This is a genomic window from Methanopyrus sp. KOL6, assembly GCF_002201915.1.
Taxonomy (GTDB): Archaea; JAADCQ01; Methanopyri; order Methanopyrales; family Methanopyraceae; genus Methanopyrus.
The window spans coordinates 275,594-296,973 of record NZ_CP019470.1 but is presented as its reverse complement, the minus strand read 5'-3'; the positions used below and the strand labels follow the sequence as shown (position 1 = coordinate 296,973).

General features: G+C 56.8%; 19 protein-coding genes. 14 read left to right on the top strand and 5 right to left on the bottom strand.

What is annotated here, in order from left to right; translation table 11 throughout:
- The first annotated feature begins 5 nt into the window (after positions 1 to 5).
- Genes glyA through fhcD form a run of 7 tightly spaced genes read left to right on the top strand, consistent with a single transcriptional unit; the run spans position 6 to position 5,997 of the window.
- Positions 6 to 1,292 carry a serine hydroxymethyltransferase gene (gene glyA / locus BW919_RS01690; protein ID WP_088335178.1) on the top strand — a complete coding sequence of 429 codons (1,287 nt, stop codon included), beginning with the start codon at positions 6 to 8 and terminating at the stop codon, positions 1,290 to 1,292.
- The gene (gene serB / locus BW919_RS01685; RefSeq protein WP_088335177.1) at positions 1,268 to 1,921 is read left to right on the top strand and encodes a phosphoserine phosphatase SerB; all 654 of its coding nucleotides are present in this window, start codon (positions 1,268 to 1,270) and stop codon (positions 1,919 to 1,921) included. The genes glyA and serB overlap by 25 nt, the downstream gene beginning before the upstream one ends.
- Entirely contained in the window at positions 1,918 to 2,868 is a 951-nt protein-coding gene (locus tag BW919_RS01680; RefSeq protein WP_088335175.1) for a coiled-coil protein, read from the top strand. Before serB ends, BW919_RS01680 begins: the two co-directional genes overlap by 4 nt.
- 16 nt (positions 2,869 to 2,884) lie before the next feature.
- Positions 2,885 to 3,379: a chorismate lyase gene (locus BW919_RS01675; protein ID WP_157665864.1), complete on the top strand. Its 495-nt coding sequence runs from the start codon at positions 2,885 to 2,887 to the stop codon at positions 3,377 to 3,379.
- Positions 3,380 to 3,389: 10 nt separating this feature from the next.
- Positions 3,390 to 4,211: a metallophosphoesterase gene (locus tag BW919_RS01670; protein ID WP_232452923.1), complete on the top strand. Its 822-nt coding sequence runs from the start codon at positions 3,390 to 3,392 to the stop codon at positions 4,209 to 4,211.
- Positions 4,183 to 5,055, top strand: a complete 873-nt coding sequence (locus tag BW919_RS01665) for a shikimate dehydrogenase (protein ID WP_088335169.1) — start codon at positions 4,183 to 4,185, stop codon at positions 5,053 to 5,055. The genes BW919_RS01670 and BW919_RS01665 overlap by 29 nt, the downstream gene beginning before the upstream one ends.
- Before the next feature lie 51 nt (positions 5,056 to 5,106).
- On the top strand, positions 5,107 to 5,997 hold the full coding sequence (gene fhcD / locus BW919_RS01660; protein WP_088335167.1) for a formylmethanofuran--tetrahydromethanopterin N-formyltransferase: 891 nt from the start codon (positions 5,107 to 5,109) through the stop codon (positions 5,995 to 5,997).
- A 63-nt stretch (positions 5,998 to 6,060) separates the two neighbouring features.
- Here the strand turns inward: fhcD and BW919_RS01655 are convergent, their stop codons facing one another.
- The gene (locus BW919_RS01655; protein ID WP_157665862.1) at positions 6,061 to 7,194 is read right to left on the bottom strand and encodes a YcaO-related McrA-glycine thioamidation protein; all 1,134 of its coding nucleotides are present in this window, start codon (positions 7,192 to 7,194) and stop codon (positions 6,061 to 6,063) included.
- A 26-nt stretch (positions 7,195 to 7,220) separates the two neighbouring features.
- Here BW919_RS01655 and BW919_RS01650 point away from each other — a divergent pair, with 26 nt between their 5' ends.
- Both BW919_RS01650 and BW919_RS01645 read left to right on the top strand, forming a co-directional pair.
- Positions 7,221 to 8,144, top strand: a complete 924-nt coding sequence (locus BW919_RS01650) for an ATP-grasp domain-containing protein (protein ID WP_088336462.1) — start codon at positions 7,221 to 7,223, stop codon at positions 8,142 to 8,144.
- A 4-nt stretch (positions 8,145 to 8,148) separates the two neighbouring features.
- Positions 8,149 to 9,156 (top strand): hydantoinase/oxoprolinase family protein, encoded by a 1,008-nt coding sequence (locus tag BW919_RS01645; protein ID WP_157665860.1) that lies wholly within the window; start codon positions 8,149 to 8,151, stop codon positions 9,154 to 9,156.
- Between the two features lie 7 nt (positions 9,157 to 9,163).
- Here BW919_RS01645 and BW919_RS01640 read toward each other — a convergent pair whose 3' ends face one another.
- The gene (locus BW919_RS01640; RefSeq protein WP_088335160.1) at positions 9,164 to 9,661 is read right to left on the bottom strand and encodes a gamma carbonic anhydrase family protein; all 498 of its coding nucleotides are present in this window, start codon (positions 9,659 to 9,661) and stop codon (positions 9,164 to 9,166) included.
- 70 nt (positions 9,662 to 9,731) lie between these two features.
- On the opposite strand from BW919_RS01640, the gene BW919_RS01635 reads away from it, so the two are divergent.
- Positions 9,732 to 11,834, top strand: coding sequence for a DEAD/DEAH box helicase (locus BW919_RS01635; protein ID WP_198324634.1), 2,103 nt, complete (start codon positions 9,732 to 9,734; stop codon positions 11,832 to 11,834).
- Here BW919_RS01635 and BW919_RS01630 read toward each other — a convergent pair.
- Together BW919_RS01630 and BW919_RS01625 are read right to left on the bottom strand one after the other, a co-directional pair.
- Entirely contained in the window at positions 11,821 to 12,552 is a 732-nt protein-coding gene (locus BW919_RS01630; RefSeq protein WP_088335156.1) for a hypothetical protein, read from the bottom strand. The two genes, BW919_RS01635 and BW919_RS01630, sit on opposite strands and share 14 nt — an antisense overlap.
- On the bottom strand, positions 12,549 to 13,952 hold the full coding sequence (locus tag BW919_RS01625; RefSeq protein ID WP_088335154.1) for an aspartate kinase: 1,404 nt from the start codon (positions 13,950 to 13,952) through the stop codon (positions 12,549 to 12,551). Before BW919_RS01625 ends, BW919_RS01630 begins: the two co-directional genes overlap by 4 nt.
- 38 nt (positions 13,953 to 13,990) lie before the next feature.
- Between BW919_RS01625 and BW919_RS01620 the strand changes: the two genes are divergently transcribed.
- Genes BW919_RS01620 through BW919_RS01605 form a run of 4 tightly spaced genes read left to right on the top strand, consistent with a single transcriptional unit; the run spans position 13,991 to position 18,440 of the window.
- The gene (locus BW919_RS01620) at positions 13,991 to 14,707 is read left to right on the top strand and encodes a hypothetical protein (protein WP_088335152.1); all 717 of its coding nucleotides are present in this window, start codon (positions 13,991 to 13,993) and stop codon (positions 14,705 to 14,707) included.
- A 1-nt stretch (position 14,708) separates the two neighbouring features.
- Entirely contained in the window at positions 14,709 to 16,067 is a 1,359-nt protein-coding gene (locus BW919_RS01615; protein ID WP_088335150.1) for a hypothetical protein, read from the top strand.
- Complete coding sequence (thiC, locus tag BW919_RS01610; RefSeq protein ID WP_088335148.1) at positions 16,064 to 17,353, top strand: phosphomethylpyrimidine synthase; 1,290 nt, start codon at positions 16,064 to 16,066, stop codon at positions 17,351 to 17,353. The genes BW919_RS01615 and thiC overlap by 4 nt, the downstream gene beginning before the upstream one ends.
- 16 nt (positions 17,354 to 17,369) lie before the next feature.
- Complete coding sequence (locus tag BW919_RS01605; RefSeq protein WP_088335146.1) at positions 17,370 to 18,440, top strand: RNA ligase family protein; 1,071 nt, start codon at positions 17,370 to 17,372, stop codon at positions 18,438 to 18,440.
- Here BW919_RS01605 and BW919_RS01600 read toward each other — a convergent pair.
- On the bottom strand, positions 18,377 to 21,328 hold the full coding sequence (locus BW919_RS01600) for a hypothetical protein (RefSeq protein ID WP_088335144.1): 2,952 nt from the start codon (positions 21,326 to 21,328) through the stop codon (positions 18,377 to 18,379). The two genes, BW919_RS01605 and BW919_RS01600, sit on opposite strands and share 64 nt — an antisense overlap.
- Between the last annotated feature and the right edge of the window lie 52 nt (positions 21,329 to 21,380).

Here is a 21,380-nt window from a genome sequence, read left to right as displayed (position 1 = left end):
TCGGGGTGTTCGGGTTGGAGGACATACGCTCCGTCGTGCGGGCGGTTGAGAAGCATCATGAGTGGATGAAGAAGTGCCTCCCCATGATCGCCAGCGAGAACGTGACCAGCCCCGCGGTGCGTGAGATGCTCGTGACGGATTTCGGGCACCGGTACGCCGAGGGGAGACCCGGTGAACGGCTTTACGAGGGTTGTGGGTACATCGACGAAGTCGAGCTGGCCTGCGTACGGCTAGCCAAAGAGCTCTTCGGTGCCGAGCACGCGAACGTCCAGCCCACATCCGGAGTTGTGGCCAACCTAGCCGCCCTCTTCGCGTTGACCGATCCCGGCGACACGATTCTGGGGCTTAGGATCTCCCACGGTGGACACATCAGCCACCACGATATCAGCGCCCCGGGTGTTAGAGGGCTCAACGTTGAGTACCTACCGTTCGACGAGGATGATATGGTCATCGACGTCGACAGCATGGTCCGTAAGATCGAGGAAGTTGAGCCATCGGTGGTAATGCTCGGGGCCAGCCTGTTCCTGTTTCCACATCCGGTGAAAGAGGCCGTAGAAGCTGTGGAGGCCGTAGGAGGTTACGTGGTGTACGACGCAGCCCACGTGCTCGGGCTAATCGCCGGCGGTCAGTTCCAGGATCCGATCCGAGAGGGCGCCCATGTGGTCACCGGAAGCACCCACAAGACGCTTCCGGGTCCCCAGGGTGGAATCGTGCTCTGTCAGCGGGATCTAGCCGACGACATCGACGAGGCCGTGTTTCCGGGGCTCGTGAGCAACCACCACCTACACCACGTGGCGGCGCTAGCCGTAGCGCTCGCGGAGTTCAAGGAGTACGGGGAGCGATACGCACGTGACACGGTTAAGAACGCTAAAGCCCTGGCCGAGTCCCTGTACGCCGAGGGACTCACGGTACTCTGTGAGCACCGGGGTTTCACGGAGTCCCATCAAATCGCTGTTGACGTGCGGGAGCAAGGAGGGGGAGCGGTCATCGCCGAAAAGCTGGAGAGAGCCAACATCCTGTGCAATAAGAACCTACTGCCCTGGGACGACGAATCGGAATCCCACGATCCGAGCGGTATCCGGCTGGGCACCCAGGAGCTCACCCGGTTGGGTATGGGTCCTTCTGAGATGGAGTACATCGCCGAGCTGATAGCGGACGTCGTGCTCGGTCGCAGGGAGCCGTCCGAGGTCCGTAAGGACGTCGAGGAACTTCGGCGTGAGTTCCAAGAAGTCAAGTACGGGTTCGGGTCGGGAGTGGGTGCCCACGAATGGTCCAGGCTCGCCGACTGGTAGTGTTGGACTTCGATGGGACGCTGGTCGACGGGGAGACCATCGACCTAATCGCGGAGGCGGCAGGAGTCGACGACGAAGTCGAAGAGATCACGAGACGGGCGATGCGCGGCGAGCTCGAGTTCGGAGAGGCCCTCCGAGAACGGGTCCGGTTACTGGCTGGCACACCCGCCTCCGTTCTCGACGAGGTCGTGACCGAGCTGAGCCTGAACCCCGGCGTCCGGGAATTCGTAGCAGCTGTACGATCCGTAGGAGCAGCCGTAGCGGTGATCAGCGGAGGGTTCACCGAAGTGGTTTCCCGTTTCTGTAGAGAGCTAAGATTGGACGCGTATGTAGCCAACGAACTCGAGGTACGAGACGGTTTCCTCACTGGCAGAGTTTACGGTCCCGTCATGAGCTCTTCCGCGAAGGAAAGGGTCCTGATGGAGCTATGTCGCCGATTCGGCACCCGTCCTGAGGACACCGTGGCGGTAGGAGACGGCGCGAACGACGCATCAATGTTAAAGCGTGCCGGTCTGCCACTAGGGTTCCGCCCTAAAAAGCCGCTATACGAGATCATCGAGATGGCGTTCGACGACTTTCGTCGTGCCGTCCCTGTCGTACTGCGCTTTTGGGGTGTTTCCGTCGAATGATGACCTCCGAGGACAAGCTGCAGAGGATCAAGGAACTCGAGAATCAGCTAGTTAAAACCCGTGAGGAACTCGATGATCTTGAAGAAAAGCGGCGAGAAATCCAGCGTAGGGTAAACCAGCTTCAGGATCAAATCCAAGAAATCCGAAAGCGAGCGGAGAGATACCGTGCTAAGCGTGATGAACTGAACGAACGCGTCCGAGAGCTCAGAGAGCGAGCCGATGAGCATCGCCGACGTAGGGACGAGCTGAACGAGGAGGTCCAGCAGTACAAGGCTAAGCGTGACGAGTTGAACGAGCGTGCCAGGAAGCTAGCTCAGAAGGCCCGGGAGCACGTTGAAACCGCCAAGAAACTTCGCTCTAAAGTGGAACGTCCGATCCGAGAGATCCGAGCCCAGATACGTAAGCTAGAAAAGGAAATCGAAACCAACCCGCTCAGCCCGAGAAGAGAGGAGCAAATCGCCCAGCGTCTCGAAGAGCTCCGCGAGCAGCTGAGAGCGTGGGAGAAGGCCAACGAGCACTCCAAAAAGGCCGACGAGCTGTTCTCCCAGGCGGACGAGCTCCGCGAAAAGGCCTCAGAATACCACGAAAAGGTCGTGAAAACGGCCGAAGAGGCGGATGAGTACCACCAGAAGATGATCGAACATTACGAACGTGCCGACGAGCTGCGAGAGAAGGCGGACGGTTACCACCGTAAGTACGTCGAGGAGCTGGCCAAAGTGAAACCGCTGGAAGACGAGCTCCGTGAACTTCAGTCGGAGCTCCGCGATTTAGAGCAGAAAATAATGGAGAAACGCGCGGAAGAGCGCGCGCTCGAGGTTCGAATCAAAGACCTGGAGAAACAGGCGGTAGACAGAGAGCGACTGAAGGAGATCAAGGAGCGGCTCGAGCGTGGGGAGAAGGTCAGCTTGGAGGAACTCCAACTGCTACAGGAGTATGGCGAGATATGAAATGGAGGTTCATCGGATGAAGGTCCCGCTGTTGGAGGTACTCCTCTACACTGACGGGTCGGTGACGAGGATCCTCAAGCGGTTCTTCGGGGAAGTAACGATCGATCCACTCGAAACCAGGAAACTGGAAGTTGAAGGTCGAGATGCGAGACTTCTCGGTGTTCCTGATGGAGACACCGTGTACGTCCGACGAGTCGTCATCAAGGTTGACGGTCGACCCGCCATCCTAGCTACTTCACTCGCCCGTCCCGATAACCTTCCAGGGCGCCTGCGTAGATTGGTTCTTCAGTCGAGAAAACCGCTTGGAAAGATGATCGAAGAGTTAAGACTGGAGACGCGACGTGAGATACTCCGCGTTGAGGAGGCGCGGCCATCGCCAGAAGATGAGGAGATCTTGGGTGCGAGTGCGCCGAAGATACCCTGGCGTGAGTATTTAGTCTACCACCGAAAGACGCCGATGCTGCTGATTCGTGAGAGGTTCAACCCCGAGGTCTTCGGTCGGGAGGGTTAGCGTGGTTCAGATGACGCTCGATGTAACGCGCTTACCCGGTGATAGCCTACTGATATCTTCCGATGTACACGTCGGTGACGAATATCAGGGGCACGATCGGGAAATCTGGGAAGCGGCACTCGATCTGGCGTTGGATTTCGACGCGTTTCTCATCGATGGCGACCTCGCAGATCCTAGGGCCCCGGATCCCGAGTTGAGGGAGCTTTTGCGGGACTTACGGAGGTTGTCCTCCGAAGTCCAGATTTACTTCGTTCCCGGGAACCACGACACCGTAGATCTCGTGAAATCGCTGCGTGACGCCGGGGTGCACGTACTATCGCGCCGCTACGATAACCGTCGCGGACGCGGGTGCCCGCCGGGACACTCGGGACCGTCACTGGGCGGGCCTCACTTACTCCGCTTCGGGGACGTTTGGATGCTCGTCTTGCACGGTCACGAACCTTGTTCGGAGCTGGACTTGAACCCGCAGAAGCCTGTCAATCCCATAGCCCGAGAATCTCCGATGCCGAAACGCGATCAGATCCTGGACAATTACACGTGCCGGGAGTACGAGATGCCCGAACGACTGGAGGAAATAGCTCGCTCGACACATGCCGACGTCGTGATCACAGGTCACACGCACTGTAGATACCTCGGGAACGTTGAGGGAAAACTGGTAGTGAACGTAGGTACCACCTCATGTCCCGCGATTTGCGCCACGTGTCGTGATCCGCTCAACATAGGTAACGTCTGCATACTGAAGACTTCTGGGAGAACCCTCCGGGCGAAGCTGTTCAACCTGCACGAGGCGCGGGTGATCGACCGTGAGCGTGTCCGTATCGGTCGACGCTGAAACCAACGTCGTAGGACTCATCGGACATCCCGTCGAGCATTCCATGTCTCCAGCTATGCATAACGCTGCGTTCAAGGAGCTCGGGCTGAACTACGTATATCTAGCCTTCGACGTGCCACCGGAAAGGCTTGAAGGTGCCGTCCGAGGTGCCGCCGATCTTGGGATCGTCGGCCTTAACGTGACGATACCTCACAAAGAAGCTGTCATGGAGTTGTGCGACGAGCTAGATCGCGACGCCGAACTGACCGGGGCCGTGAACACCGTCAGGTTCTCACGTGGCAAAATCGAGGGATTCAACACCGACGGCGAGGGGTTCCTGCGAGCACTGCAGGAAGAGACAGACTTCGATCCCGGAGGTACTAAGTCCGTGATCCTAGGTGCGGGAGGTGCAGCCCGCGCTGTCTCCTTCAAGCTCGCCACGGAAGGAGCCGACGAGATCGTCATCGCCAACCGTACGGTAAGCCGGGCAGAGAGGCTCGCGGAGGAGCTGAGGGAGAAAGTGGGAGTAAAGGCACGCGCCATAGGGCTGGACGGAGACGAAATCGAGAGGGAGCTTCAGGACGCCGATCTATTGGTTGACGCCACGCCGGTCGGTATGTACCCGAACGAGAACGAACCACCTCTAGTTACCGCCGACCAAATGCGCGAGGACTTGATCGTGAACGATCTCGTGTACAACCCACCGAAGACGCGGCTGCTCGAGGAAGCCGAGAAGGCCGGAGCCGTCCCGGTGAGCGGTGTCGGTATGCTGGTGTATCAGGGGGCGCTGGCGTTCGAGCTATGGACGGGGGAAGAGGCACCAGTGGATGTTATGAGGGAAGCCGTCCTGGAACACCTCCAGTGAATCGTTGCTAATTTAAGGGTCAACCCGGGCGGTCCACGCGGGGTGTTCAGAGTGGAAATCAACGGTGTGGAGATCGAAGACACCTTCGCCGAGGCTTTCGAAGCAAAGATAGCACGAGTCTTGATCACCGCCGCTTCACACAAGTGGGCGATGATCGCCGCTAAGGAGGCTACAGGATTCGGTACTTCGGTAATTATGTGCCCGGCTGAGGCCGGTATCGATCGCGGCTACGTTCCGCCGGAGGAAACCCCCGACGGGAGACCCGGCGTCACTATAATGGTCGGTCACAACGACGAGGATGAGCTCAAGGAACAGCTCTTGGACCGCATCGGACAGTGCGTAATGACGGCGCCTACTGCGTCCGCGTTCGACGCGATGCCAGAAGCTGAGAAGGAGGATGAAGACAGGGTCGGATACAAGCTCAGCTTCTTCGGAGATGGGTACCAAGAGGAGGACGAGCTGGACGGCCGTAAAGTGTGGAAAATTCCGGTCGTGGAGGGAGAGTTCGTCGTAGAGGACTCGTTCGGAATCACCACCGGTGTGGCCGGCGGTAACTTCTACATCATGGCGGAAAGCCAGCCGGCGGGCCTTCAGGCGGCGGAGGCGGCAGTCGACGCCATCAAGGGAGTTGAAGGAGCCTACGCGCCGTTCCCCGGCGGAATCGTCGCGTCCGCGTCGAAGGTCGGCTCTAAGCAGTACGACTTCCTACCCGCGTCGACCAACGACGCGTACTGCCCCACGGTGGAGGACAACGAGCTGCCCGAGGGCGTGGAGTGCGTCTACGAGATCGTGATCAACGGCCTCAACGAGGATGTCGTCAAGGAGGCGATGAGGGTCGGCATCGAAGCCGCGTGTCGTCAGCCCGGCGTGGTGAAGATCAGCGCGGGTAACTTCGGTGGTAAGCTCGGACAGTACGAGATCCACCTACACGACCTGTTCTGAGCTCGTTTCGAGGTCGGCGAGGGTGACACTCGTCATCGCAGGGGCTCCGAGGGCCTCCTTTCCTCATCCCACAGGCACTCCGGGCGGTTTTTCCGGCATCTTCCCCACCCTCGCTCCATCTATCACGTACTCCGAGGCGCCGGTCACTCGCATCCTCACCACTGGAACGTTCAAGTCATCCAACGTTAAGTCCACCTCGATCACCCTACCGAGGCCGGCCTCCGCGACCCTCTCCACGAGTTCTTCCGTTAACTTCTCCAACGAACCGGTCGTGATGACGCGGTCCAAGTCATCTATCTCGACGGTCCCTCCGGGCTCGAACCAGTGCCGGTTCATCCTCTTGAGACGTTCCGGGGTCAGCTTCCCCGTGTCAGAAAACTCACCGAGCCCTTTCCTCACCGGGCTTTCGATGCCACGGCGGGCCATTGAGAGTCCTTGGGCGACCTCCAGTAAAGCTCGAAGGACGGCCATCTCCGGGTCTGGACTAGCACCGAATCCCATCACCATTTCCTCGACACGCTCGGCTTCGGTGATGGCTCCTACCACGTAAACTCCTTCGACTCGGGAAGGTAGTAGTCTGAGCTCCACTCGACCGACCTCCCACTCTAACGATCGGCGAAGTTCCTCCAGCTCACCATGTACTTCCAACTCGGGTGGATGGATCCTGAAGTATTCGACGATGCTCCACGAGTCCCTCTCCACGACCTCTAACAGTCCTTGAACCACTGCCTCTTCCCGGAGACGACCGGCCGAAAGTCCGTTGGTATGACTGGGCAAAGTGTCACCTAACCAGGGGTGGAACACCTCGTTCGCCGGTACGTAGATGGGTTCGTGGGTCGTCAGATCAACGCCCTCGATCCACTCCCGCGGTTCCGTCCGGTACCATGCCGGAGTCCACTTGTCATCTTCCGGGTCCCGCTCGATGAGCTCTTCTCGTGGTTCCGCGGCGGCGCGTTCCACGCACTCCATCACGGCGGAGACGCGGGCCTGGGTTCGAGTAGTTCCCTTTCCGGCGTGATAGAACTCGCCGTGTTGGGACCTTCTGCGGCGGATCTCCACCGGGACAGGTCCGACCCGGTCCGAAAATTTCTCCACCACACCCACCTCGCGCTCAAGCTCCCTGTGTCGAATCCATCGAAGTGTTTCTTCCGGGAGAAAAGCTCGGAACCCTTCCACATCGTACACTATATCCGTCACCCGGAAGGTCCCCGGGTGGTGCTGCAATGCGAGTGTATATATACGAGTACGCGGTGGCGACTGGGGATGAGGAGTTTCTAGCCGAAGGTCAGGCCATGCTCGAGTCACTCCTAAGGGCGTTCGCGAAATCAGGCTACGAAACACTGACCGTAGCGCACCACTCCGTCGGTGTGCGCTGGGCGGATGAGGTCCTTCGAGACGAGACAAAGGCGTTGGAGTGTGCCGATCTGGCGCTGGTTATAGCTCCCGAGTCCGACGGCTTGCTGGAGGGCAAAGTTCTGGAGTATTCCCGTGAGACTGAGGTGATAGGACCTACCCCTAAGGCCATCAGGGTGACAGCCGATAAGCGCAAGACAGAAGACGTTCTCAGGGACGCTCAATCCTTTCAACTTCCAGCACTGGAGGCCGATGTGATGGTATCTAAGCCCGCGGACGGCGCAGGTTCAGATGGTGTTCGAATAGGTCGAGGTGAATTCTCCCGGGAACTGGTTCCGGGCTCCCATCACAGCTTGTTGTGCGTATCGGACGGAGAGACTGTCGACGTATTAGGGATTAACGACCAGTTCGTGGCTTTCGCCGGTAGGGAGCTGGTGTACTTGGGCGGGAGGACACCTTCGGACCACCGAGAGTTAACCCACATCGCGAGGGATATCGCGGAGGAAGTCGCCGAACGCATACCTGGACTCTTAGGCCTGTTCGGTGTGGACCTAGTGATGAAAGGTGAGGAGCCGTACCTGATCGAAGTTAACCCACGTCCGACCACACCCACGGTCGCCGCGGCCTTGGAACATCCCGAGGCGGTAGTTCGATCGCTTCTCGAGGGACCGACCGGGAGGGTACTGCGGTACCGTCGTGAGTACGTATACGTGAAGCGTGGGGCTGAGGCGTTGGTACCCGAAAGGTTCGAGGTCGTTGAGAATTTCCATGGGTTGCGAGTGTATCGGGGGTAACGTCGTGAAAGCGTTGGGGTTAGATGTGGGTGGAGCACACACCGATGCTGCTCTAGTTCGTTGTGATGAGGATGGTAAAGTGATGGTATTAGGAACTGATAGGGTATATCTTCCAATGTGGAAAAAGAAAAAACGGCTAAAGAAAACTATCAAGAGGATTGTTCATAAGTTCAAGCCGGATGTCGTCGGTTTAACTATGACGGGTGAGTTGGCCGATGCTTTCAACACGAGACGGGAAGGAGTCGAGTACATCGTCCGCACCGTCACCTCGGCATGTCACGCCCCGGTTTACGTGGTGACTTCCGATGGTTCGACGGTGCCCCCGGAAGATGCCCTCAGACGTTGGCGTGAAGTCGCGTCGGCCAACTGGAGGGCGACGGCCGAGGTCTTAGCTCACGTCCGGCCCGGTTCCTATCTCCTGGTGGATCTTGGATCTACCACACTGGATCTAATCCCCATCATCCGCGGTGAGATAGCGGCCGAGGGACGTACCGATTTGGAAAGGATGAAGAACGGAGAATTGGCGTACTTGGGGGCGCTGAGAACACCGATACCTTTTCTGCTCCGAGAAGTCGAGATCGGCGGCGAGCCGGTACCGACCTCGTACGAATACTTCTCGATCGTGGCGGACGCGCTACTATTACTCGGTGAAATCGACCCTGATGATTACACACCTGAGACGCCGGACGGTCGTGGAAAATCACCGGAAGAGTGTGCCCGCAGGCTCGCCAGAACGGTGTGCTCTGATCCGGAGGAACTTGGTTGGGATGGTGTGATTGATCTAGCGAAGGCCGCGGTTCGAGCGCTGCTCGGACGGCTACTGAAGCACATCGAACTCAAACTTCGAGAGCACGGGCTGGACACCGTGGTGGCGGCCGGTGCGGGTGATTTCCTGATCGAGATGGCCTGCAAGAGGATCGGTGTCGAGGTGGAACAGTTCGACGAGATATTCGGGAAAGGTTCCGAGGTCGCGCCGGCGGTCGGTGCCGCGTTCCTCGCGATTAGGCGCTAGGTAGTGGTTACTTCCGCCACTCGGGAAGCTCCTCACGGGCTAGTTCCAAGTAGCGTCTGGCGTTCTCGCGGATCTCTTCGACGCGTTCTTCGTCGGCCGTTCCGATCCGCTTGGCTGGAACTCCTATCCAAACCTCGTAGGGACCCACCTCGGTACCTTCCGTCACTACAGCTCCGGCTCCAATGATCGATCCTCTCCGAATTACTGCTCCGTTCATCACTGTGGCGTTCATCCCGATGAGGCAATCTCGTTCGATCGTCGCACCGTGGACGACCGCTCCGTGACCCACGCTGACTCTGTCTCCGATCTCTACCGGATACCCTTTAGAAGTATGAATCACCGCGTTGTCCTGGACATTAGATTTACGGCCGATCCTCACGGGCTCCAAGTCACCTCGTACCACGGCACCAGGCCACAGACTGGCGTCCCGGCCCAACTCGACTTCACCTAAGACAGTGGCTGTGGGATGGATGTAAGCGCGTCCCTCTATCTTCAACTTCCTCAACGGTCGAAAGCCCCGGTGCGAGCCGCCGACCGCCCTAATGTACACGCCGGTCCGACGAGGGTGTTCGAAGTTGAAACTACCCGAGCACGTGCGGGAGTACCTCGATAGCAAGGGGATCCGAGAGCTCTTCCCTCCTCAGCGCGAGGCCGTTGAGAAGGGTCTGTTCGACGATGAGAACCTCCTGATCGCCTCACCAACGGCTAGCGGTAAGACGCTCCTCGCGGAGATGCGCGCGTTACACGAGATCATCGAATCCCATGGGGAGGCCAGAGTAGTCTACGTCGTGCCCTTCCGGGCTCTAGCGAGGGAGAAATACGAGGAACTCAAGGACGTCATCGAGTTCTGCCGGGAGAAGGGGGTAGAATCAACCGTTGAAATCTCAACAGGTGACATTAGACGTCCCATCCGAGAGTTGCGGCCCGGAATCACGGTGACGACGGCTGAGAAACTCGACGCCAGCCTGCGCTCACGACCGAGCTTAGTGGAAGATGTGGACCTGCTGGTCCTAGACGAGGTTCATATAGTCGGGGATCGGAACCGGGGTGCCACCTACGAGGCGCTGATATCCCTCGTCAGAACCTTCCGGAAAGAGGTCTCGCTGCTCGCCCTCTCAGCCACGGTGGGTAACGCCGAGGAGCTGGCGGATTGGCTCGACGCTACTCCCGTGATCAGCGATTGGAGACCTGTCAAACTCGAGCATGTGATCGTGGAAGTCCCCTCCACGTCGGAGAAAGACGCCAAGGTTCGGGATCTAATCCGAAAGTGCCTCAGAGAAGGTGGACAAGCGTTAGTGTTTTTGTACTCCCGGAGGCGCACGATGACGGAAGCCAAGAACCTATCTCGGATGGTGTCTGGACTACTGTCAGATGATGAGAAAAAGGAACTTCGGACACTCGCGGAGCGTGTCAGTGAGCTGGGAGAGGGTGAGGAGACCGAAATCTTGACTTATTCCGTGATGCGTGGAGTCGCTTTCCACCACGCGGGACTCACCGCCGAGCAACGCGCTCTGGTGGAGGACGCGTTCCGGGAAGGTCTTCTGAAGGTCGTGGTATCGACGCCGACGCTCGCGGCGGGTGTGAACCTGCCGGCTAGGTACGTGATAATCAAAGACTTCGGGATTCGATTGGGGAACGAGATCAAGCCCACGAAGAACGAGTTCAAACAGATGGCTGGCAGGGCGGGTAGACCGGGCTACGATGATATGGGTCTCGTGTTCGTTCTCACTACCCCGAACTTGAAGGAGTTAGCTGAGGAGTACGTGCACTCCGATGCAGACCCCATCCGAAGTAGGATATGGGCGAGCGGGCCTCAGTTGCGGCGTTTCCTCTTGGGTCTCGTGGCGGCGGGGTTCTGCCGTCAGATCGCGGATGTAATGCAGGTAGCGCTGAACACGTTCACATCTTCGGTGAACATCCGCCCTGAAGACGCAGTGTTATCCTCACTGAAGATGCTGGTAGATTGGGAATTCTTGGAGGAGATGGAGGGGGAACTCACGGCGACGAGAGTGGGTCACGCCGCGTCGCAAAGCTACCTGACACCCGACTCCGCCAAGTTCCTCCTACGATGCATGGAGGAAGTGGGAACCGAGGAGGATGTGGTGTTACCGTCCATCACGCTCTGCCCGGACTTCCAACCGGCCCCTATCTCCCCGAAATCACGCGATATGAGCACGCTGGACGAGTTCATGGGAGGGTCGTCCTCGGTGGATGCGGACGAGGTCCTGGAACTAGCCGTCGAGGAGTTCGGCTACGATGACTGGGAACTCGAGCGTAGGTTGGCCTGGGCGGAAGCGTTGAGTGATTGGGTATCGGGGTCTCCGGACAGGGGTATTCTGCGGAAGTACGGCTTGTATCCGGGTGACCTGTATAGAGCCAAGGATGACGCCGCGTGGATCGCTTGGGGTATGTCCAGGTTGGCCAACGCCGCTGGGATCACATGGCGTTCTCCGCTCCTAAGTCGTAGGCTGGAGTACGGAGTTCCGAAAGAAGCCCTTGAACTGACCGAGGTGGAAGGCGTCGGTAGGACGCTGGCGATGAGGCTGTACCGTGCTGGTTATCACTCCGTCCGGGATCTTGCGGAAGCGACTGTCACGGAACTGATGAGGGTGAAAGGGATAGGGAAACGACTAGCCAGGAAGATCCTGGAGAACGCCAGACGACTCACAGGAACCTGAACCTACGTCCTACCTCCTTCGACACGGTCCGCTCCCATCGCATCACGTCCACGGAGCTTACCGGGAACACCAACTCACCTTCGCGTGGAATCCTACGGAGCTCATAGGCGAGCGCCCGCGAAATACGATGAACTCGTCCTTTAATCCTCACCTTGCGGCGCACTGTGTCGACGTCCGACCACCGGAGTCCCAGCACATCGAGGTAATCCGAGAGGGTCTCGAAACAGACGAGTATGAACGGCTTCGCGTATCGCCCCCGCTCGGATCGCGGGATTTCGTCAAGTGCCAGGAGGACTTCGATCAAACGCAGGTCGAGGTCCGGTTCCCCTTCACCGGTGCCTTCGATTTCGAACGGGAGCTCGATGTCTTCGTACAGGAGGTCGTTGAAACGTTCCACACGGGCCAGGAATTCTGCTTCGACTTCCACCTCCGGCAGCACGTCTTCAACTTTCTCTTCCCCTTCGAACTCGCGGACGAGGAACGAGATCAGTTCGGAACAGAGGACGTTTCTCGGATAGTTTCCAATCCGCACCAGGGATACGGATTCAACAGTCCAAAGTGGTTCTGGGGAAATAGACGAAATAGTCTCCCCGGAAAACGCTCGAGCCAGGGCTTTCATCCCGAGGAGGCAAGTGTAGATAAGCGCCGTGGTGGGTCTGCGGGTTAGCCGCTTTTTGGTGACGTGCCTAAGGTACCGCTCGACCAGCCGTCCGATCATGCTTCCTCACCGAGTTCGAACTCACTGTGAACCGCGTTAACCGCCGCCGCTTCATCTTCCTCCGCTACCACGAACGATATATTCACTTCAGACGCTCCTTGTGAGATGGTTTTGACGTTTACCCCGGCGTCTGCGACAGCTCTGAACACCCTGGAAGCGACTCCGGGAGTTCCTCGCATACCTTCCCCAACCACCGCCACCACGGCTACGTCTTCGTACGTCGTAACCCTCTCGACCACCCGCTCGCCGACGAACTCACGTTCGATGATACGGGCGGCGCGGTGAACCTCCGGGCGGTCAACGACTATCGAGATGTTCGACTCCGAGGCCGATTGGGATATCATAATGACGTTGATTCCCTCCTCCCCTAGCCTCGAGAATACCCGTCCGGCCACTCCTGGGCGCCCTATCATCGTGATACCTCGGATGTCGACCATGCCGACGTCCGAGGACGACGCGACAGCCTTCACCACCTGTTCGGAAGGTTCCGATTCGGAGGTGATCAGTGTACCTTCGCTCTCTGGGTTGAAGGTGTTCTTAACCCGGATCGGGATGTTTTCCGGCCTCACCGGAATGACGGTCTTCGGATGGAGTACCTCCGCGCCGAAACTGGCTAGTTCCATGGCTTCCTCGTACGAGAGCTTCGGGACCGTTCGGGCGTCTGGTACGAGGTTCGGGTTCGCCGTCATCACACCGTCGACGTCGGTCCATATCTGCACCTCGTCCGCCTCCGAGATGCACCCGATGATTGCGGCAGAGTAATCGGATCCTCCGCGCCCCAGCGTCGTCACCTCGCCGTCGATAGTCCGCCCGATGAAGCCCGTAATCACGGGGATTTTACCGGATTCGATCATGGGGATCAGTGTCTTCTGCGCCTTCCGCCGACAGGCGGGCAGTATCGGCTCAGCTTCACCAAACCTATCGTCCGTAATCACTCCGGCCTCTCCTCCCTCGAGATGCTCCGCCTCGAGTCCCTGATCCCTCAATGCGCCCGCTACGATTGGTGCGGACATCCGCTCCCCAAACGAGAGTATGAGGTCCGTCGAACGAGAGGTCACCTCACCGACGTAACTGAGTCCCAACAACACTTTCTCTAGTTCCTCGAGCAATGAGTCGATGTAACCCATCACCTCTCGCAGGATTAGATCGGACGAAATCGCTTCCGAAGCGGCTCTTCCGTGCCTCCTTCGGAGCTTCCCTACGAAGTTTTTAACATCCTCCTCCGTCCAGTCCGGGGCGCTTTCGGCCGCACGTACCAGCTCGTCCGTAACCCCGGACATTGCTGAAACTACCACGATCACCTCGTGCTCTTCCGCTGCGTCCGTGACGATTTTCGCAACTTTCCTAATGGACTCCCCAGTACCTACCGAGGTACCGCCGAACTTCATAACGATCCTCAAGGTCCTCCTCCCTACCCGCGGGTTCCGGGGTGACGAACGTGACGGAGGCCGAGAGGTCGGACGCGGGCCAGGATAAGGTGTGGATCCCGGACGAGGAGGCGAAGCGTATAGGTGCCGACGTCAGCCTCCAGGTCCTCGACGCGTTATCCAAAAGGGATTACCCCGTGTACGAACTGAAGAAGTGCGCCGAACTCGACGTCCGTAGTGTGGCCAGGGAGGTGGTCAGAGAGATAGGTGGGATGGCAGGTCTCGAGTTCTCACTCAAGGGTGTTGACACCGTACTGGACAAGTTCCTCAGCAAGATCCCCGTCGTGAAAACCGTTGTCGCCGAGGAGGAGCTCGAGCCGGTGGCTGAGGAAGATCATTATGTGTGCTTCATCGCCGTTGATCCCCGCAACTATCGGGAGTTACGGGAAAAAGCCGGAGCGATCGCCGTCACCGCCCGGGAAGAACTCGATCTAGACCATACACCACTGGTCCTCGTTCGGAACGACTTGTGTGTGGGTCCTGAAGAGTTCGGAGTCCTCACGCTCCACTCCTCGGAGGTAGCGAAGGAACGACCCCCCTTCAAAGTGGAGGTCCTAGTGGGTGAAGATTTGAGGTCGACCATGATCCGTCTCGCCCGCTTCATAGCCAGCACCGTAGCCACCCGCGCCGCCTATCTGAAGTTCCCGTACGTGGTAGTGAAAGAAAGCCTGTTGGTCGAGAAAGGAGACTACAAGGTGCGCGTCAAAACGCCCGAAGAGGTGGAGTGAAATGATCCACCCCTCACGCCTGTTCGTGAAACTCTCGGCCTCCCCGCGGGTCGATGGAGAGATCGTCGCCTGTGGTACCAAGTACGACCCGATCACCGAAGAGGAGCTGGAGATAGTGGAGACCCTCAACTCCATGTACATGCTACTAACGCGCTTCGAGGGATACCCCCTACCTGCTCCACAGGTAATCTCCAACGAGCTCGGTGAGGTGGCGGAAGAGCTCCGACGCAAAGGATTCGGACTGACTAGGATAGAACGGTTCAAATACGACGACCCTGAAGTGGCGCTCGTCAGCAAGATCGTGCTGGACGAGACCAGGTACGTGTACTGTACGTACAGCAACGAAGACGACCTCCAGTCGCTCGCTCACGAGTGCCAATGCACCGTGCTGGAGTACGCTGGGGGCGAAGCGACCGTGGAAGCCCCTTCCAAATTCCACGCACTGCGATTCGCAGCTCAGGTTCCACTGCGGCTGCGTGGTAGCGCCGCTATCGGCCTCACCCAGGCCGCCGCCACCGAACGGTTTGCCAAGGCCGAACGTCACGCCGACTCCGAGTTCGCCGCGTTTTCCAAGATCGGGGCAGAGTGGATCATCCACCGGGGTGGCGACCCACTCCCCCTACCACGCCGAACCAACACCGCACCTGACCGCATCCTGTACCTCGATATCGTCGGGTCCTCCGAGCTCGTCCGCGAGCGCGGACGCCGGTACCTAGAAGGTATCATGAGTAGGGTGATCGACGTAATCAACGAGGAGGAAGGAGTCGTGCTCGACCACCGCAGAGGAGGGGACGACGTAATAGCCCGGTTCCCCACCAAAAGTCGGGCGCTGAGGGCCGCGATCAAGATCGTCGGCCGGCTGACAGGAGACGATGTCAAGATAAAGATCGGCATAGGGGACTCTAGGGGTCGCGCCGCCGAAAACGCTGTAACGGTCCGTGAACGCGTCGATTACGACTGCTCGTACGTAGCGTTCCGCTTCGGACCCCACCTCGTAGCGTACGTGGAGCCGCCCGACTACGCCGTCAAGATATTCGGACGCATCCCGTCCGAGTCCGTCCGTGCCGTCGGAGCGTCAGCCATAGTGGGTTCACTAACCGCCCTACATCCGTACTTAGCACTGCCGTTCTTCGTTTACTTTCCTATCGCGGCCGCCCGTAGGAACCGCGATTCGGCGTCCGTCGCCGTGGTGTGGTTCCTGATCTGGGTCCTCGTAACGTTGTCGTCAGCTTGGTTCGGTCTGTACGTCCGTGAGCATTACCTGCCGCGGCCGTTGGTCCTCGAAATGAATACGTTGCTCTCACAGCTCATGAAATTGGCCAAGACCATGGCAGCGCGGGCAGGGGCAGGTACGCCGTGACCCTGATGGAAGAATGTAGACGAACAGTACCCGACACGGTCCGGAAGATCGCGGAGGAGGAAGGCGTCCGGCCTGAGAAACTCGCGAGACAGGTGGCCGAAGGACGGGTAGTCATCCCGACCCACGCGGACCGCCGTGACGAGGTCCGCCCCGTCGGTATAGGAGAAGGGCTCCGCGTGAAAGTCAACGCTAACGTCGGAACCTCCCCGGAGGTCTGCGACCCAGACCTCGAAGTGGAGAAAGCCCGCGCGGCGGTCGACCACGGTGCCGACACTGTGATGGATCTCAGCACGGGTGGAAATCCTAGGGAGATCCGACGACGGATCATGAAGGCAGTGGACGTACCCGTAGGGACCGTACCCGTGTACGAGGCAGCCGTCGAGATGACAAGACGAGGACAGGCCGTAGTAGACATGGACGAGGACGACATGCTACGAGCCATCGAGCGGCACATGAAGGACGGAGTCGACTTCATGACGGTACACTGCGCGGTCACACTGGACGCGCTCGAGGACATCCTCCGTAGGGGTAGGGCACTAGGTATCGTTTCGCGCGGCGGTGCCATCGTCGCGGCCTGGATGATCCATCACGACGCCGAGAACCCACTGTACGAGAACTTCGACTACATCTTGGAGCTCGCGCGGGAGCACGATGTGACACTATCCCTAGGCGACGCGATGCGTCCCGGATCCGTGCTCGACGCCAACGACGCCGCCCAACACCGGGAGCTCGTAGTTCAGGGGGAGCTAGTAGACAGGTGCCGCAAGGCCGGAGTACAGGCGATGGTGGAGGGACCCGGCCACGTACCACTCGACCAGATACCGGCGGTGGTGAGGCTGCAGAAGCGCGTGTGTGACGGTGCTCCGTTCTACGTGCTCGGCCCCGTACCGACCGACGTGGCCCCTGGATACGATCACATCGCCGCGGCCATCGGAGGGGCCATCGCCGCGTACCACGGCGCCGACTTCCTGTGTTACGTGACACCGGCAGAGCATCTGGCGCTCCCGGACGTTAAGGACGTAATCCTCGGCGTGATAGCGACACGTATCGCAGCTCACGCCGCCGACACGGCCAGGGGTATGAAGTACGCACGTCGAGAGAACGAGGAAATGGCCGAAGCACGGTGGAACCTGGACTGGGACCGCCAGTTCGAGCTCGCTATCGATCCGAAGAAACCACGACACTACCGAGAGGAACGCCCTCCGCAAGCCAAGGAACTGTGCTCGATGTGCGGGGAATACTGCGCCATCAAGATATTGAAGGACGCACTAGAAGATCGCCGATAACCAGGGAAACGTCGCGATGCGGGAGGAAACACCTCCGAAAATCCCAGAAGACATCCGGATCACCGCGACGCGGACCATGGCGGCCGCCCGCCCCGAGGAACCCGAACCTACACTACGCCTCCTCCGCGCTTTCTCCCGGGACCGCGAGCTAGTCATCGAAGAGAAACTGGACGGCACCAACGTCCGGGTGTACCTGGAAGGGGACCGTCTCCTCGCCCACACCAGGGGTTGGGTGAACGCCGACGAATACCTCCGGAAGCTCGGCGTCGAACCCCCTTGGGAGGACCTCCGCGGTGAATTCGACCAGATCACGATCCTGGAAGGTGAACTGCTTCCCTACGACTTATTCTCCCAGGAGTCACCCAGGTTGCACGAGCTCGCAGGAAGACTCGAGACTGAGGTGCTGTTCGACGGCGAACCCTCGGACATCACGGCGGAACTAGTGTACCTGGAAGGAAAACGGTACGAGTGCCGACCCGAACCGCTGTTCTCCCGAGCCTGTGAGTTGGACCCCGATCACGAACTCATCCAGCGCTTCCTCCGTGAGAACCAGACCAAACCGGACTTCGAATCCGCCGTAGCCGAAGGGAAGCTCAAACCCAAGATCTGCTTCTACGAGCTTGACATGCTCGAGGGGAGCGTGAAGATCACGACGCCTCGAACCGAACAGCTCAGGGAATGTCGCCGCCTATCCACGGAACCACTTAGATGGCGGGTCGTCGTCGATCCCGATCCGGAAGACCTGAAGAAGGATCTTAACAAGCTCGAACGGAATTGGCGCGAAGGACTCTGCGTAAAACCGATGGTGGAGACCTACGACAAACTCCATTCCGTCAAACTACGGTGCCAGTGGTTCCTGAAGCGGGAGTTCGACGGACGACCTCCCCGTCGAGGGTCACACAAGATCGCCGGGAGGATAACGGCTCAACTACTCCAAACGAGAATACTGCACGATAACCTCAGTAAGTTGGAGGGTGAACGGAACGTACTGGCTAGGAAATGGAGGAAGCTTTCACAACGCACTCAACACGCACTCCGGATACAGGATCGCCTCCTTAATCTCGGTCTTGACAGCCCACGTCTGTAAGGGATCACCGGGAGCAACGGTACCGGGCTCGAAGTACGTCCTGGCGTGCTCTGAGTCAATAACCGCTGCTCCGGTGGTTTCGCACTCTCTTGCTCACTATTCTTTTCATTATTTCCACTATTCTTTTCTTGCTCCTTCAACGGAGGCAGTACCAACGGCGTGGTGATTCCCTTAACTCCTGTTGGGGTTGTGGTAATTTCCAATAGGATCACTGAAGGTACCTCACACTTCACGTCGATCGGGATCCACGAAACCACTCCGGCGTAATCGAGCTCGTCGAAGAGTTGTTTTAGGTCTTTTTCTTTTTCTACGAACCCCGGGTACTTTTGAACCGAACCTGTAGGATGGTAAATGACAAACACGTGGTATGTACCATCCACGAGACGCTTCAGAACTCTTACTACGATGTCAAGTTTCATGATTAAATCCTCGTATTTCATATTCTCATTTTGAGCGAGATCTTCCAGTGTTTGTTTGATGATTCTCACTTCGTCCGGAATACCACCGACCGGCAGCTGCAGCAAATTTTGATTCAAGTACTTATTCAGTTCGTTGAGGGCATCGTTAGCGGCCTTATGTATCGCCTCCATGTCGATGTGGTTTTCGGATAACGTTCGTGTCATTTTTTCAAGCACAGTAACTGCCGGTGGCAAGAACTTTACGTGCACTTGAGTTTCTTCATTACTTGTTATCATATCTGCTCCTACGACATTTTCTGAATACTTCAAACTGGTACTGATGATTACGTAACCAGATATTAGAGTTCCTGGAGCCGGTCTTTCCGAAGGTGCCGGTCCTAGTATCTCGATTAGCACCGGTCCCGGCGGTACTCCGCTTCTAAAGTCTGTTGTGTACGACACCTCCACATATACTTCTTTAAGTTTAGACTGTTCCGATTTCAGGTCGTACGTTACAGGCCCGGATCGCCCACCTGGATGATCTATAGTCCTGATCGGTCTGAACTTCAATACTGTTAACGGCTTCGCTTTGTATAGCTCCTCTGTTAGCGGATACAACTCTTTATTTTCTACAATAATTTTTACATCGTATTCTTTGTATATATCTTTTACAAGACCTGCGACTGGCACCATCGGCATTACAAATAGAGTGCCCTTTTCAATGAATCCCTCGATAGCACTTCCATCCTTAAGTGATACAACTTTTACATCTATTTGATCTGGGTTTACTAGTGGAGTACGTCCAAACTGAATTGTATCGTATAGGTATATGAAACAGCTTAATGGTAATTTCAATGGTATTATATCTTCGAAATAATATATTGGAGAAATTGTTTCACGTTTATCTTTAATGTACACAGGATAAGCTACTATTAGTGGGTATAGTATTCCTGGTAGTATTTCAACATAATCGTAGATGTCAACTTCAGTAACTAATTCACCGTTACTATCTGGATTTACTGGTATAGGAACTGATATGATATCATACCCATAATTTAGATCTTCTTTATGTAATGCAGATCTACCTGATTGAGCGAACTCTAACCATTTATCCAAATAAGGTGAGACGTTAATCGAGGCGTCGACAACGAAGTACTCTCCGTCTTCCCCTCGAGCTGTGTATACTGTTATAGAGTCTATTTCCCCGAACACAAATAATTCTTCATAATATTCCCACGGCCCTATATATATTATGTTGTGACGTGTTTGTTTTACCAATATTACATTAAAACCAATTAATAAATACATAACTGGAAAGTTATTACCTATCTTATAACAAATACCATTCCCATCAACTTTAATTCTTTGTCCGTAAATAATCCACACGTCCCTAGTAACCCTAGGTTCAACATCAATATTAATATTATTGTTATTGTACTCATCATTTATTTTTTTCATGATGTTCTGTATTCTACTAATCAAATCCTTGTACCTACCGTCGTTCCATACTACCAGTACTGAGTATTCATTATTATTTATCGGGCAGAAATCGAAATCCAGTAGTATTCGCTTCACTTCCGGAACTTCGAAATCATTGTCACTTATCAGGATTATTTGGACTAATTTCATCGAATCGTTTTCCAGTCTCATAGTAGCCCACCATATTCCTGAATTCTCTTGGCGCCATCTTCCCATGAAAGCAAGTCCTATAAGGTAAGGCCCATTCAACGGTTTGACTTGAAAGGCGGCTACGTCTTGGAACCCGAAGTCCTTCGGTCCGACTTTCACGGTTCCATCTGTGTCTACCAGCGCGTAGAACAGGTCGTAACCGTACTCTTCGGTGGGCTTATCCTCCCGCCGAGCGGTGAAGAAGACGGCGAACTCGTCGTCTAACCCTAGCACCTTCACCTGTCTGACATCCGTGTATCCCCAAGGTAGTCGAATAGGGATGATATTCGACACTTCCTCCACTACTGGAAAGGTAACTCCCTCGAACGGTCGGTGGAACCCGAGCTTCACCTTGAGTAAGTACAGGATGTTACGAGCTCCCCACGCTATGAGCACGATTCCCTCTTTCTTTTCCTCTATTATGTAGTCTAGATCTATTCCTTCCCTGTACTTTGGGATCTCAGCTGGGACCTCATAAAGTTTGAATAGCTCACCAGTTCTCGTCACGAACGCTAACCCTATGCCCATTTTCTTATCGGTCGAGTAGGCGTAAGCCACTAAGGCGCCTCGAGCCGGTACTCCTGGGAGTATATTATACCCTAAATCTATCGCCCGGAGGCTGTACGCTTTAATGTCGTCCGCTACCTTAATCTCAGAATGTACCCATGGAGCGTAGTGTGGCCAATCTTCTTTGTACTTATCCGTGAGATGGTCTTTCAACGCTCCTTCAGGTTCCACCACCTCCATAGGAGAACCTTGCGCTGGAAGTGACGTCATCGATAAAATCATGGTCAGAACTACCAAGACGTTGACTGGGAACAAAGGCAAACCCCCATCAACCAGTGAGGTGCATTCTTCGAATAAATATTACGGC

Bases quoted from the DNA above. Each gene is read 5' to 3' on its own strand.
- BW919_RS01670 (WP_232452923.1), top strand. From the start codon at position 3,390: ATGACGCTCGATGTAACGCGCTTACCCGGTGATAGCCTACTGATATCT.
- BW919_RS01675 (WP_157665864.1), top strand. From the start codon at position 2,885: ATGAAGGTCCCGCTGTTGGAGGTACTCCTCTACACTGACGGGTCGGTG.
- BW919_RS01605 (WP_088335146.1), top strand. From the start codon at position 17,370: ATGCGGGAGGAAACACCTCCGAAAATCCCAGAAGACATCCGGATCACC.
- serB (WP_088335177.1), top strand. From the start codon at position 1,268: ATGGTCCAGGCTCGCCGACTGGTAGTGTTGGACTTCGATGGGACGCTG.
- BW919_RS01650 (WP_088336462.1), top strand. From the start codon at position 7,221: ATGCGAGTGTATATATACGAGTACGCGGTGGCGACTGGGGATGAGGAG.
- BW919_RS01680 (WP_088335175.1), top strand. From the start codon at position 1,918: ATGATGACCTCCGAGGACAAGCTGCAGAGGATCAAGGAACTCGAGAAT.
- BW919_RS01615 (WP_088335150.1), top strand. From the start codon at position 14,709: ATGATCCACCCCTCACGCCTGTTCGTGAAACTCTCGGCCTCCCCGCGG.
- BW919_RS01630 (WP_088335156.1), bottom strand. From the start codon at position 12,552: ATGATCGGACGGCTGGTCGAGCGGTACCTTAGGCACGTCACCAAAAAG.